General features: G+C 65.1%; 16 protein-coding genes. 6 read left to right on the forward strand and 10 right to left on the reverse strand.

The features are described from left to right. Nucleotides 1-17: 17 nt before the first annotated feature. Nucleotides 18-608, reverse strand: coding sequence for a TetR/AcrR family transcriptional regulator (locus AC25Y4_RS10025; RefSeq protein ID WP_488120245.1), 591 nt, complete (start codon nucleotides 606-608; stop codon nucleotides 18-20). A 149-nt stretch (nucleotides 609-757) separates the two neighbouring features. Here AC25Y4_RS10025 and AC25Y4_RS10030 point away from each other — a divergent pair, with 149 nt between their 5' ends. Next, the gene (locus AC25Y4_RS10030; protein ID WP_488120246.1) at nucleotides 758-2149 is read left to right on the forward strand and encodes a M16 family metallopeptidase; all 1392 of its coding nucleotides are present in this window, start codon (nucleotides 758-760) and stop codon (nucleotides 2147-2149) included. A 112-nt stretch (nucleotides 2150-2261) separates the two neighbouring features. Next, complete coding sequence (locus AC25Y4_RS10035; RefSeq protein ID WP_488120247.1) at nucleotides 2262-2864, forward strand: histidine phosphatase family protein; 603 nt, start codon at nucleotides 2262-2264, stop codon at nucleotides 2862-2864. Between the two features lie 69 nt (nucleotides 2865-2933). Here the strand turns inward: AC25Y4_RS10035 and AC25Y4_RS10040 are convergent, their stop codons facing one another. Next, complete coding sequence (locus AC25Y4_RS10040) at nucleotides 2934-3134, reverse strand: hypothetical protein (RefSeq protein ID WP_488120248.1); 201 nt, start codon at nucleotides 3132-3134, stop codon at nucleotides 2934-2936. Nucleotides 3135-3178: 44 nt separating this feature from the next. Continuing rightward, entirely contained in the window at nucleotides 3179-3688 is a 510-nt protein-coding gene (locus AC25Y4_RS10045) for a GNAT family N-acetyltransferase (protein ID WP_488120249.1), read from the reverse strand. Between the two features lie 60 nt (nucleotides 3689-3748). Between AC25Y4_RS10045 and dapB the strand changes: the two genes are divergently transcribed. The 3 genes from dapB to AC25Y4_RS10060 all read left to right on the forward strand — a co-directional run bounded on the left by dapB (nucleotide 3749) and on the right by AC25Y4_RS10060 (nucleotide 6839). Further along, on the forward strand, nucleotides 3749-4510 hold the full coding sequence (dapB, locus tag AC25Y4_RS10050) for a 4-hydroxy-tetrahydrodipicolinate reductase (protein ID WP_488120250.1): 762 nt from the start codon (nucleotides 3749-3751) through the stop codon (nucleotides 4508-4510). Then, entirely contained in the window at nucleotides 4507-4956 is a 450-nt protein-coding gene (locus AC25Y4_RS10055; protein ID WP_488120251.1) for a tetratricopeptide repeat protein, read from the forward strand. The genes dapB and AC25Y4_RS10055 overlap by 4 nt, the downstream gene beginning before the upstream one ends. 242 nt (nucleotides 4957-5198) lie before the next feature. Next, a complete protein-coding gene (locus AC25Y4_RS10060) occupies nucleotides 5199-6839 on the forward strand; it encodes an acid phosphatase (RefSeq protein ID WP_488120252.1) in 1641 nt (546 codons plus the stop codon). A 115-nt stretch (nucleotides 6840-6954) separates the two neighbouring features. Here the strand turns inward: AC25Y4_RS10060 and AC25Y4_RS10065 are convergent, their stop codons facing one another. The 3 genes from AC25Y4_RS10065 to AC25Y4_RS10075 are packed head-to-tail and all read right to left on the reverse strand — an operon-like array spanning nucleotide 6955 to nucleotide 9139. Next, the gene (locus tag AC25Y4_RS10065; RefSeq protein ID WP_488120253.1) at nucleotides 6955-7791 is read right to left on the reverse strand and encodes a hypothetical protein; all 837 of its coding nucleotides are present in this window, start codon (nucleotides 7789-7791) and stop codon (nucleotides 6955-6957) included. Next, nucleotides 7788-8696, reverse strand: coding sequence for an ABC transporter ATP-binding protein (locus tag AC25Y4_RS10070; RefSeq protein WP_488120254.1), 909 nt, complete (start codon nucleotides 8694-8696; stop codon nucleotides 7788-7790). Before AC25Y4_RS10070 ends, AC25Y4_RS10065 begins: the two co-directional genes overlap by 4 nt. After that, nucleotides 8693-9139, reverse strand: coding sequence for a GntR family transcriptional regulator (locus tag AC25Y4_RS10075; RefSeq protein WP_488120255.1), 447 nt, complete (start codon nucleotides 9137-9139; stop codon nucleotides 8693-8695). The genes AC25Y4_RS10070 and AC25Y4_RS10075 overlap by 4 nt, the downstream gene beginning before the upstream one ends. 187 nt (nucleotides 9140-9326) lie before the next feature. Here AC25Y4_RS10075 and AC25Y4_RS10080 point away from each other — a divergent pair, with 187 nt between their 5' ends. After that, nucleotides 9327-9491, forward strand: coding sequence for a hypothetical protein (locus AC25Y4_RS10080; protein WP_488120256.1), 165 nt, complete (start codon nucleotides 9327-9329; stop codon nucleotides 9489-9491). Between the two features lie 328 nt (nucleotides 9492-9819). On the opposite strand, the gene AC25Y4_RS10085 is transcribed toward AC25Y4_RS10080, so the two are convergent. The 4 genes from AC25Y4_RS10085 to AC25Y4_RS10100 form a co-directional block, all read right to left on the reverse strand. Next, nucleotides 9820-10710: a TIGR01777 family oxidoreductase gene (locus tag AC25Y4_RS10085; RefSeq protein WP_488120257.1), complete on the reverse strand. Its 891-nt coding sequence runs from the start codon at nucleotides 10708-10710 to the stop codon at nucleotides 9820-9822. Nucleotides 10711-10787: 77 nt separating this feature from the next. After that, nucleotides 10788-11213, reverse strand: coding sequence for an OsmC family peroxiredoxin (locus AC25Y4_RS10090; protein WP_488120258.1), 426 nt, complete (start codon nucleotides 11211-11213; stop codon nucleotides 10788-10790). Between the two features lie 108 nt (nucleotides 11214-11321). Further along, the gene (locus tag AC25Y4_RS10095; protein ID WP_488120259.1) at nucleotides 11322-11918 is read right to left on the reverse strand and encodes a DUF4395 domain-containing protein; all 597 of its coding nucleotides are present in this window, start codon (nucleotides 11916-11918) and stop codon (nucleotides 11322-11324) included. Then, entirely contained in the window at nucleotides 11899-12474 is a 576-nt protein-coding gene (locus AC25Y4_RS10100) for a TlpA family protein disulfide reductase (RefSeq protein WP_488120260.1), read from the reverse strand. The genes AC25Y4_RS10095 and AC25Y4_RS10100 overlap by 20 nt, the downstream gene beginning before the upstream one ends. Nucleotides 12475-12509 lie beyond the last annotated feature (35 nt).

The following is a 12509-nucleotide window of genomic DNA, read 5'->3' on the forward strand; positions in this document are numbered from 1 at the left end:
CCGCTCAGGCTGAGGGGCTAGCGGGTGCTCTCGTCGAGGATGCGCTGCACGGCACGGCCGAGCGCCGCGTTTGCTGCGATGGCGTCGCCGAGGTGGGCACTGGAGACGGCACCGTCCCTGGCGAGGGTGAAGTCATCGGCTGCGTCACCTGGGCGCGGGTGTCCCATTCCGCGGAACATGTTCTCAAGCACCGTCGCAAACCACTCGCGGTGCTGGGTCACCGCAATGCGCACCGGGTGCATCGGGTCGGTGAACTGCGCTGCGGCGTTGATGAAGGCGCCACCCTGGAAGCTGGAGTTCATCAGATCGTTTGAGACAGACGCGACAAATGCGCGGAGTCGTCGGTCTGGGGTGTCGTACGACTTCTCGAGCGACTCGATGAAGTCACGGCTCTGCTTATCGCGTCCCTGGACGTACGCAACGATGAGCGCGTCCTTCGAACGGAAGTACTTGTAGAACGTCGCCTTGGTCACGTGCGCCTCTGCGATGATCCGGTCAACACCGACCGTGTGTACGCCTTCGCCATAGAACAGGGTGTCTGCTGTCTCCAGGATGCGCACCTTGGCGTGCGTGGTGGGCCTGACCGACGATTCTTGCAGTGCGACCATCCGGCCAACTCCTATGGTGTTCACGTTTGACGGCCCCCCGGGACCCAGTAGACAGACTGTAGCATACGGACAAACAGACTGGTCTGTCTGTCCCCCCGGAAAACGCCAAAAGCCCATTCCAAACGGTGGTGACGTAAGGTTGAGGGGACATGACCGGTGCAGTTGAGTTCCCCTTAGACCTGGCCGAACTATCGTTCTTCGCCGCAGGTGATTCCCTCGTCCGACGCAGCGTGCTTCCCAGTGGGGTGCGAATTCTGAGTGAGCACGTACCGGGGGCTCGTAGCTTGACTATCGGCTACTGGGTGGCAGTTGGTTCGCGAGATGAGCTTCCTCTGCACTACGGATCCACGCATTTCCTCGAGCACCTCCTGTTCAAGGGCACGACAACGCGGTCGGCGCTGGACATCGCCGTTGCATTTGACTCGGTCGGCGGCGAGCACAACGCCATGACGGCCAAGGAGTACACCTGCTACTACGCCAAGGTGCAGGATCGCGACCTGTCGATGGCCGTTGAGGTGCTGACCGACATGTTCACCTCGTCGCGGCTCGACCCTGACGACTTCGACAACGAACGCGGCGTCATCCTGGAAGAACTGGCCATGGCCGATGACGACCCGGCCGACGTCGCCAACGAGCGTCTCTTCGAGGCTGTCTTCGGTGATCACCCACTCGGTCGCCCCATCGGCGGCAACCCGGGCACCATCAAGTCCGCCACCCGGGAAGCCGTGCTCGAGCACTACCGCATGAACTACCGCCCCCAAGATCTCGTCATCACGGTTGCCGGCGCCGTCGACCACGATGTGCTTGTCGCGCAGGTCACACGTTCACTGGCCCGCGCAGGGTGGGACCTCGAAGAGTTCGCCGCGCCCGTCGAGCGTCGGAGCGCCGGCTCGTCACTCCTGACACAGGGGCAGCCACTGTCCATCGTCAACCGGCCGCTCGAGCAGGCGAACATGCTGATCGGCATGCCGGGGCTGGTCGCCGCAGACGACCGTCGCGTCACGATGAGCGTGCTCAACTCGATCTTCGGCGGTGGCATGTCATCGCGCCTGTTCCAGGAAGTGCGCGAGAAGCGCGGGCTGGCTTACTCCGTCTACTCGTTCGCGCCGGGATACTCCGACGCCGGGATGTTCGGCATGTACGCCGGCTGCACGCCAGCGAAGGCCGGCCAGGTCGCCGAGCTCATGATGTCCGAACTGCACAGACTCGCTGACCATGGCGTGACCGCAGATGAAATGAAGCGTGCGTCTGGTCAGCTGTCGGGGGCATCCGCTCTGGCTTTGGAAGACTCAGACACCCGTATGTCGCGCCTGGGACGATCCGAACTCACCCTTGGCGAGTTCTCCGACCTCGATGAGGCGCTTCGACGCCTCGACATCGTCACGGCCGACGACGTGCAGGCACTCGCCGCCGAACTCGTGTCTGGGCCGCTGTCCATTGCGGCCGTCGGTGCGTTGGACGACGATGTCTTTGCCTCGATTCTCCCGGCACGAACACCCGCATTCACCGCCCCAGACGGGGCAGCAGCTGTGCAGCCTTAACCGCTCGACGGTGGGGTGGCGCCGTGTGCGCCACAGCGGAGCGCAACCGCGCCCGACACCAGCCTGTTCACCCGAAACCCAGCGTCACGCGAGAAATGAGAGAGGGACAACGATGCCCCACTACATCTACCTGGTCCGTCACGGCGAGCAACAGGATGCCGAGCACGGCATGCCGGATGGCCCCCTGTCTGCGCGCGGCAAGCGGCAAGCACGGCTCCTCGCAGAGCGGCTCGGGGGAGTGCCGTTCACCAGTGCCTGGCACTCGCCCCTGCAGCGAGCGGCAGAGACGGCCGAGATCATCGCTGATCGCCTGCCATCGCTCACCCCAGAGTCGTCGGCGCTGCTGTTCGACTGCTATCCGTCAGGCAAGGGCCATGACACGCCAACGGCGTACGATTCCTTTTTCGGGTCAATCTCAGAGGCCGAGATCGATGCGGGCAGCGCCCAGATGGGTGACGCCGTTGCTGAGTTCCTGCAGTCGCGTCCCGGCGACCGCCACGACCTGCTGATCACGCACAACTTCGTGATCGCCTGGTTCGTACGCGAGGTGCTCGGTGCGCCAGACTGGCGCTGGGTGGGCATCAACCAGGCCAACTGTGGGCTGACTGTGTTGCAGCAGAAGCCGGGTCGCCCGTGGACTTTGGTGACGCACAACGACCTCGGGCACCTGCCATTCGAGCTGCGGACGGGCCTGCCAGACAACCTGATGGTCTGACGCTCTGACGCTCTGACGCTCTGACGCTCTGACGCTCTGACGCTCTGGTCGGTGTGATATCCGCTTGTGCTAGCGGGTGCGCTTCACCGCGGCCGCGAGCCACATCGCTCGATAGAACGCGACAAAGCAAATGGCCATGCTGACGACCCACACGACGAGACTGGCGATTCGCCAGGGGGCGGGCAGGAGCCAAAACCCAGCCAAGCCAAGTAGCCCGGCCGTGAGTGAAATCCACCGAATGCGCCTGAGCGTCTTCACTGAGTTCCACATGCCCCCGAATCTAGCCGCATGCCGGTGCCAGCGCCAGTGGCGAATCAGTCGAGCACCTTACGCAACCACACCGTGGCGTTCGGGTTGTCGTTGTACGGCGGGACACTCGCGTAGCCGGCGCTGGTGTACAGCCCGGCAGCTGCGGCGAGGCTCGAATTCGTGTCGAGGACGAGTTCGTCTGCCCCGAACTCACGGGCGCGGCGTTCCAGTTCGGCGAGCAGCAGGCGTCCCCATCCGCGTCCTCGCGTCTCCGGCTTCAGGAAGAGATGTTTGATCTCGAAGCGCACCGCGCCGTCGGGGGAGTCTGCGATGCGTCGGATTCCACCGCAGCCCTCGTGGATAACGTCTGGAGCACCTGCCGTGACGTCCGCGTCCTTCGCTTCGCCGATGAGGAGGAAGATGCCGTTCGGCGGAACGAACTGGGCCGGGTCGGGGAATGTCGTGCGGTACGTGCCCTGGGAGGCGGGGAAGGTGGATGCCCGGTCGGCGAAGTACTGGGTGAGCAGGGCGAGCGCCCCAACGTCTGACGCAGCTACTTCGGTGAAAACTGGCATGGCCCCAAGGCTAGTAGCGTGCGCCCTGTGCTGGCGTGCGTGATTGGTAGATTGGGACGCATGACAACACGGGTGGCCATCGTCGGTGCAACAGGAAAGATGGGGCGCCTGGTCGCGGGGCTCGTCGAGGCCCAGGACGGCTACGAGATCGTCGCGCGGCTCAACTCACGCAGCCAGCTCTCAGAGATGCTGGGAGCGGATGTCGTCATCGACCTCACTGTGCCAGGCGTCAGCCAGAGCGTGGTCGACTTTGCCGTCGACAACGGCCTCCGCGTGCTCGTTGGCACCTCAGGCTGGTCGCAGGAGCGCATTGACGCTCTCAGTGCCACGCTGCGTGACCGCGATGACACCGGTGTCATCATCATCCCCAACTTCTCCATCGGCTCTGTGCTCGGCACCGCGTTCGCCGCGATGGCCGGCCGCTTCTACGATTCGATCGAGATCATCGAGGGCCACCGCTCGACCAAGGTTGATTCCCCGTCGGGAACCGCCGTGCGCACCGCAGAACTCATCGGAGAGGCGCGTGCAGAGCGCGGCCCGGTGATCGCGCCGCACACCGACCAGCGTGCCAGGGGCCAGCAGGTGGCCAGCATCCCGATCCACAGCCTGCGCATGGAAGGACTCATCGCCAAGCAGGACGTCATCTTCGGTGGCACTGGCGAGACCCTCACCATCAGCCACACCACGTTCTCGCCGTCGTCGTACGAGCGCGGCATCCTGCTGGCGCTCGACGCGGTGCGGGAGGCGCGTGGGGTAACCGTCGGCCTCGACAAACTCATTGACCTCGGCTTCGGCACCGCTGCCGGAACGGCCGCAGAATGAAGGCCCGCGCCGCAGCCATCCTGATGGCCATGCTGCTGGTGTTCTACATGGCCCTGGTCGGCTGGCGCGCGGTGCTGTTCATCGCGAGTGGCGAGCCGATCGGCATTGCGATCGGTGTCGCACTCATCGTGCTTCCCCTCATCGGAGTGTGGGCGCTGGTCAGGGAATTGACCTTCGGGTCTGCGACACAGCGACTGGTGAGCCAGCTTGACGCTGAGGGCAACCTTCCAGAGGAAGAACTCCCGGTGCGGGCGAGCGGTCGCCCGGTGCGCGAGGCTGCGGATGCGCAGTTCCCACAGTTCCAGGCCGAAGTGGATGCCGACCCAGATAGCTGGCGCGCCTGGTTCCGTCTGGGCCTCGCCTACGACGCTTCCGGTGATCGTCGCCGTGCGCGTGCCGCCCTGCGGCGTGCGATCGCGCTGGAGAAGACCACTGGGGCACTGTAGCGAACTCAATTGTTCTTGGTTCGAGTCCAGGTACCCAAGCACTAACCCCTGTATCTCCTCGGAGACCAGGGGTTTTTGTGTTTCCGCGGTGCCGAAGGCGATCCGACAGGTGAGCTGTGCGGCGCATCGATGGGGAGTCGGCCCTTCGTGTTCACTGTCGAGACACGACCGCGCCACCCTGGGTCACTACCGTCGCTTGGGCATCTGATTACCGCACGATCTAGAGTTAAGGAACCACCCGAATGACCCACAGACGCCGATCCGCGTCACTGCTGGCCGTTGCGACAGGTCTGGGGGTGCTCATCTCCGCTGGAGTTGCCGCACCCGCCAACGCCGCCGAGCCTTTCACCCCTGACGAACTGAGCTACAACTACCCGTCGAATGCGGCATACGACTACGTACCGATTCTCGACTCCTTTTCCGCGCTCGTCACCGACCGGCCCGACATCATCGCCCTGAACGACAGCATGACTGTCGCCATCAACAACAACGCGACCTCGACCGAGGTCAAGCGTGCGATCGTCGACCAGTACGCTGACATGTCCCTGTCTATGTCCGACGGGCTTGGCCAGAACCTGGGCGCGATGTACCAGACCGCGATGGACAACGGCGATCTGCCCAAGACCCAGTCGCTCGTGACGAAGTCGGGCGGCCTCGTCGGCTGGTTCTCGTCGTCGAACCCGGCGAAGGACCACTTCGATTACGACCGGCCGTACATCCGTTTCGGCGAGAGTCTGGTCTACCGCGACAAGGTGGGCGGCGACGCCTGGGGCTCCACCAGCGGCGCGTTCCCGAGCGGCCACACCTCGCAGGCCTACTGGCAGGGAACCACCCTGGCGACACTGCTGCCCGAGCTCGCTCCCCAAATCCTGGCGCGCACCTCCGAAGCCGGGAACAACCGGATCGTCATGGGCGCGCACTACCCGCTCGACGTGATGGGCGGCCGCATGATGGGCCAGCACATCGTCGAACGCCGCTGGACCGACCCGGAGTTCCGCGTACTGTTCGAAGCCGCAAGCACCGAACTCCACACCGTGCTCGAGCAGGCCTGCGGTGACACCCTCGACGCCTGCATTGCGGCCGATGTCCCCTACCTCACCGACGACGAGGCCATCGCCGTCTACGAACAGCGGATGACCTACGACTTCCCGCAGATCGGCGCGGTCGACCAGCCGGTCACCGTGCCCCAGAACGCCGAGTCCCTGCTCATCACCAGCCACCCCGACCTCACCGACGCGCAGCGCCGACAGGTGCTCGAGCTGACCGCTGGCGACTCCGGCTACCCGCTCGACAAGGGCGAGGCCGGCAGCTGGCAGCGACTGAACCTGGCCGCCGCCATGGACGCCGAAGTCAGCATCAACGCCGACGGCAGCGTCTCGCTCATCGACGATTCGACTCCCGACGCAGACTCTCAGAAGCTTCAGGTGACCATTCCCCAGGCCGCACCCGGTGAGTTCGTGTGGAACATCGACGGGACAAATGCCCTGGTCGACATGGGCACGGCTATCGAGTCCGGTGACCACTACGCCGCCATCGGTTCGATAAACCCCATCCGTGTCACCGACACGCGACCGTCCGCTCCGGAATGGTCGGTCTCGGCCCAGGTGAGTGACTTCACCTCCGGTACCACCTCATTCTCAGGCAAGTACCTGGGTTGGTCGCCCGCCGTCGTGCTCACTGGCGGCGACGCTAAGGGCGGCGCCCGGGTCGAATCCGGGTTCGTCGGCGGGGAAGGTCTGTCAGTGTCGTCCACCCTCGGCCACGCCGACGCCGGCCACGCACTCGGGTCGGCCACGTTCGACGCCGGACTGGACCTGAAGATCCCGGTCGACGTCACCGACGGCACGTACACCGCCACGATCACGCTCACTGCGCTGAGCTAGGTCACGACCAGAGGGATGGGCGCGGGTGCCGAAAGGCCCCGCGCCCATTCTTCGCTCCGCATGCGCGGGCGTGCGCGAGGGGAGCCTCCGAGATCGGAGCCTCCCCTCGCATCCGTCAGTTCTTCGGGGTTGCCTTCCGCAGTGTGAGGAAGCCGCAGATACCTGCCAGTGCTGTCGGCACGAACAGCCAGGTGAAGAAGCCGGCAATTCCCTGGGCGGCGAACCACGTTCCGACAGCGGGCCAGCTGTTCGTGTACGTGATGAGGGCGAGTGCCCCAAGGGCGAGCACGGCGAGGGAAACCCAGAAGACCAGCATGCCTGGCATCCGCCAGCGCATGTAGATGGTCGCCACCGAGGCGCCGATGAAGAAGATGAACGTCTGCATCGAGAAGAACGACAGCAGGTCAACCCAGAAGCCGTCAATGCCGAACCACAGCGCGTTGAACATGCGGGCGCCTATGCCCCACCCGTTCGTCAGCATCTCCACCTGGGTCAGCACCGCGAATGCCACAGCGTTGAAGGCGGAGATCAGCACGAACAGCAGCGAGGTGCCAAGGTAGAAGTCTCGGCGGGTGACGCTGAATCCGAGGGCGAAGGGGAAGGTGAGGCCGATGGCCTGCACCGCTACCACGACGAGATACCACTGCGGGGCGACGACGGCCCAGCTGTAGCGCTGGCCCTCCAGGGTTTCGGCACTATTGGGGTCGGAACCTGAGGCGTAGATGATGATCTGCGAGATGATCAGCGTGATCACGAACGCCCCGCCGACGATAATCCAGGGGATGCCCACGTACGTGCGCAGGTCAACGAGGTGCAAGCGCACCACATTCCAAACGCGGGCGATACCGCCAGGCGCGTGCGTGGTCTCAGGGGCTCGGCGTGTCATGGTCGTCTCCTGCTCGGTGGCACTCGGTTGTGTGGCACTGGTGTGGGCGGGGGTTGCGGTGGTCATGAGCTGGCGCTCCATTCCTCGACGGATGAACCTGAGGTCTTGCGAACGATGAGTTGCTGTAGCGACACGGGGCCGAGTTCGAGGCCTGCCGCCTGTGCGCGCTGCCGATCGGCGTCTGAGAGGCCGCTCACAGTGACGGATGCCAGTCCGCCGATGCCATCCCTGTGCAGCACGGTGCGGCCTTCGACGAAGGCGTCGACATCCGTTGCCCGACCGACGACGGTGCTCGCGCTACCCCGCAACTCGTCGGCATCCTGGTCGAGCAGGATCTTGCCCTCGTCGATGAGGAGCACATGCTCGAGGAGATTGCTGACCTCGTCGATGAGGTGCGTGGAGAGGATGACGGTGCGCGGATGCTCGGCGTAGTCCTCGAGGAGACGATCGTAGAAGATCTGCCTGGCGACGGCATCGAGGCCGAGGTATGGCTCGTCGAAGAAGGTGAGCGGGGCGCGGGAGGCCAGCCCGACGATGACGCCGACCGCGGAGAGCTGCCCGCGGGAGAGCTTCCGGATGTCGCGATTCAGCGGCACCCTGAACTCGTCGACGAGTTCGTCTGCGAAGTCCGCGTCCCAGTTCTCGAAGAACCAGGGGGCGCTGGCCAGCACGTGCTTGGGCCTGAAGCTGTTCGGGTACTGCTGGCTCTCCTTGATGAAGCAGACCTTCTGCAGCAGGCCGGCATTCTCGACCGGCTTCTCACCGAAGACGGCAATATCGCCGCTCGTGGCGAACTGCTGCCCAGTGAGCAACTGCATGATCGTGGTCTTGCCCGCGCCATTGCGGCCGAGCAGCCCGTAGATCTTGTTCTGCTCGACGGTGAAGGAGACATTGTCGATAGCGGTGAACGAACCGAAGCGCTTGGTGAGTCCCTCCACGCGCACAGCAGTGGCAAGGGTGGTGCTTGTCATGAGGTAACCGTCGCTTTCGTCGAAGTGCCGTTGTTTTCAGGAGAGCTGTGTTCTGAGGCGCCGTGGTGAGCGGGTGGGAGGGACGCGGCCGCGGCATCCGCTTGGATCATGGCGACCAGTTGCGTCGGTGAGATGTCGAGCTTTGCGGCCTCGATGAGCAGCGGCCGCACGTAGTGGGTGCGGAACTCCTCTGAGCGACGGGCCAGCAGCCTGTCCCTGGCGCCGGTGGCCACGAACATGCCGATGCCGCGTTTCTTGTAGAGGATGCCGTCGTCGACCAGGCGATTGACGCCGCGCCCAGCCGTGGCGGGGTTGATGCGATAGAACGCGGCGAACTCGTTCGTCGAGGGAACCGGGCTCTCTTCGACGATCACGCCATCGATGATGTCGTTCTCGATCTGCTCGGCGATCTGAACGAAGATCGGCTTGCCGTCATCGATCACGGGTGTCCTGCTTTCAGCGCATCCGGGGTTCGCCGGTTAGTTGGTTGTGTAACTAACCAACCATCCGGGCAAGCGGATGTCAACCCTCAATTTCTCCTGCGGCTTGACAGGGGACGTGCCAGGGGAAAGAGTCAAGACCGAAGCGGATACTCGCACCCTCGCACTGGATCAATGGGAAGTGGTTGAAATGACTGCATTGGTTGTCATCATCGTGGTCGCCGCGATTGTGCTCATTCTTTTCGGCGGTTTTGTCCAGGCCGTTCAATGGCTGCTGTGGGTGGGGATCGTCCTGCTCATCATCGCCATCATCGTGTGGCTGCTCCGATACATCGCCGGGCGACGCAGTACCTAGCGCGGCAGACAAATATCCTCGAGCATCTGCGAGGTAGATGGCTCCGTTCGCTCAGAAGCGAGCGCCGGCGAGCGTCTGTGAAGTGAGTGCTCCCTCGTTGGCAGCCCCTCAACCACCGAAGCTCGAGGTGCGCGGGTTGTACGCAGCTGCGCGCATGCTGCAGTTGCAGCGTGGCTGCGTTCGATGCGCGCGACGGCCCCTGATCGGCATCCACTCGCAAGAAATCGACCCAAAGCGACAGTTTTAGGTCGATTTCTTGCGAGCGGATCTCGGAGGCGATCCGATTCCAGTTACTCAATAGACAGCTGGCGCGACCAACGCGCGAGGTCTACGAGTCGCTCAGCATCCAGCGGATCGCCTCTGCCGGCGTCGAGTGCGTGAAGACGAAGCCGTCGGCCAGCAGCTTCTCAGGGCGAACCTGCTGGTCGGCCAGCAGCAACTGGCGACCGGCGTCCTGAAGCGCCAGGGTGATCGCAGCGCGCGGCACCGGCAGGCGGTACGGGCGGTGCATGGCGTCGGCCAGCGTGTGCATCACGTCGTTGGCGGTCGCGGGCTCTGGGCCGACCAGGTTAACCGGCCCAGACACAGCGGATTCGACCAGGTGCACGATCGCGGCGGCCTCATCGAGGAGGCTGATCCACGGCCAGTGCTGCTCGCCGCCGCCGAGCGGACCGGCCAACCCCAGCGAGGTCAGGGGGAGGAGCGGCTTGAGGGCCCCGCCGCGTGCCAGCACCAGCCCAGAGCGAAACATCACGACGCGCGTCCCAGCAGGGGCACGCTGCGCTTCCTGTTCCCACGCTGAGACGACGTTCGCGAGAAAGTCAGTGGCCGGCGACGACGACTCTGTCAGCACCTGCCCTGGCCGGTTGCCGTAGATCCCGACGGCAGACGCATTGAGCAGCACCTGGGGCTGGCGGGATGCCGTGGCCATGGCATCCGTCAGCGTGCGCGTGGCGTGGATACGCGAGGTGAGGATGGTGCGCCGGTAGCCGGGCGTCCACGGCAACCTGGCCAGCGACGCGCCTGCGAGGTTGATGACGGCGTCAGCACGATCGATCACCGTCGGATCGATCGTGAGTTCAGCGGGCTGCCAGCGGTACTCCCTTGGGCGCAGCGGTTCTCGTCTGACGAGCCTCAGCACGGTGTGCCCGGCTGCCTCGAGCTGGCGGCACACTTCGGTGCCGATGAGCCCGGAGGCTCCAGAGACCAAGACCTGCATGTGAAACCGGCTTCCCGACCCAAAAGTCAACGAGCGAGAGGCAGGCTCGGGCGCGCGGGCCCGAGCCTGCGTGTTGCTTAGGCCAGCTCGGCTTCAAGCGTGATCGGGACGCCGGCGAGGGCCTGCGAGATCGGGCAGTTCACCTTCGCATCCTCGGCGAAGGCGAGGAACTGCTCCTGGTCAAGACCGGGAACGGTTGCGTTCACCAGCAGGTGGCTGCCCACAACGCCCTTGCCAGGCTGGAACGTGACGGCCGCCGTGGTCTGGATGCTCTCTGGAACGTGTCCGGCTTCACTCAGTGCGAGCGACAGGGCCATCGAGAAGCACGCTGAGTGCGCAGCACCGAGCAGCTCTTCAGGATTGGTTGTGTGTGCTTCGCCTTCTGCACGCGCTTTCCAATTGACGGAAAACTCTGCAGTGTTCGAAGAGTCGAGCGTGGTGGTGCCGCTGCCGGTCGCGAGGGAGCCGGTCCAGACTGTGGTTGCTTCGCTGGTGAGTGCCATGGTGAAACCTCCTGAAGTTGTGGGCTCAGCCTATCCGCACGATCAGAGTCGACGACGGTTGAAGAGCGAACGCACAGCCAGCTTGTCAGCCGCTTCAATTCGGAGAGCTCAGACGGGGGTGACGGCGGGGCGCACGCGCCCGAGGATGCCAGCCCGCACCAGGAGCAGATAGATCTGGCAGCCGAGGCAGTAGCCGAAGGCGCTGTTGAGGAAGGCCGCGATGAACGCCGCCGTCGCGGCGATCGGCACCGCGAGGGGCAGGCCGAGAAGGCCGAGGACCACGCCGATGCCGGTGACCACAAGCCCAACCCCCTGCGCGAATCGGGGCGGCGCCGGGTCTTCCAGTTCTGTGGGCGGCTGCAGGCGCGGCCGCACCACCCTGGCGAAGAACAGCCCATAGGGGTGCGCCCGGACGCCGGCGAATGCGCCCCAGGCAAACAGGGCAGCGAGCACACCGAGCAGCACGAGCGCGGCAACGGATGCTCCCACCAGGGCAAGGAAAACCACGACAAGCAGGAGCACCGCCGTGACTCCAGCGCTGAACCGCGGCCCGCGCGGGTCGATGCCCGCCCGGCCGACGGGCTGGGTCGCGATGGGCTGCGTTGCTGCGGGTTGCGCGGCAGCCGAGTGCGGGGCGTTGGTCGAGTGCGCTGCGTTGGTCGAGTGCGCTGCGTTTGCCGAGTGGTCAGCGGATGACGGTGGCATGGCTGTTCCCTTCAGGGATTGGGTGGCGGGGGTGGCTGCCGTTCAGTAGCCCATCGAGGTGAGTGGTCACCTCTGGCCGTCTGGGCAGCCCGTTGATCCTGGCTGTCGGCACGCCGTCTGGACCGAGGATCAGGGTGGTCGGCGTCTGGAGGATCTTGAACTGCCTGGCGAGGTCTGCCCTGTGTGTGAGATCGACATCGAGGTGGACCACGCCGTCCCGTTCCGATGCCACCTCGCCGAGCAAACGCCGGGTGGCTGGGCATCGGGCGCAGAATTCGGTCGAGAACTGCACGAGGGTCGCGGTCGTGCCCAGCGGTGCCGATCCGCCGAGGTCGGCAGGAGTGAGCGCGTCGACGGCCGCGCGGTGACCAGCCGCGCCGTGACCAGCCGCGCCGTCACCGGCCGCGCCGTCACCAGCCGTTGCCGCCTGCGGAGCGCGAGATACGGCATCCGCTGCGCCTCTCAGCCGGCCGTTGCGGGCGCGCCACACGAGGCCGATCGCGGTGACGATCGCAACGAGGCCCGCAATGGCCAGCAGCGCGAGGAGCGGATGCATGCCAGCGACGCTACGCGCGGGCAGGCACCTGCAGG

The organism is Leifsonia sp. Y878 (assembly GCF_057669685.1).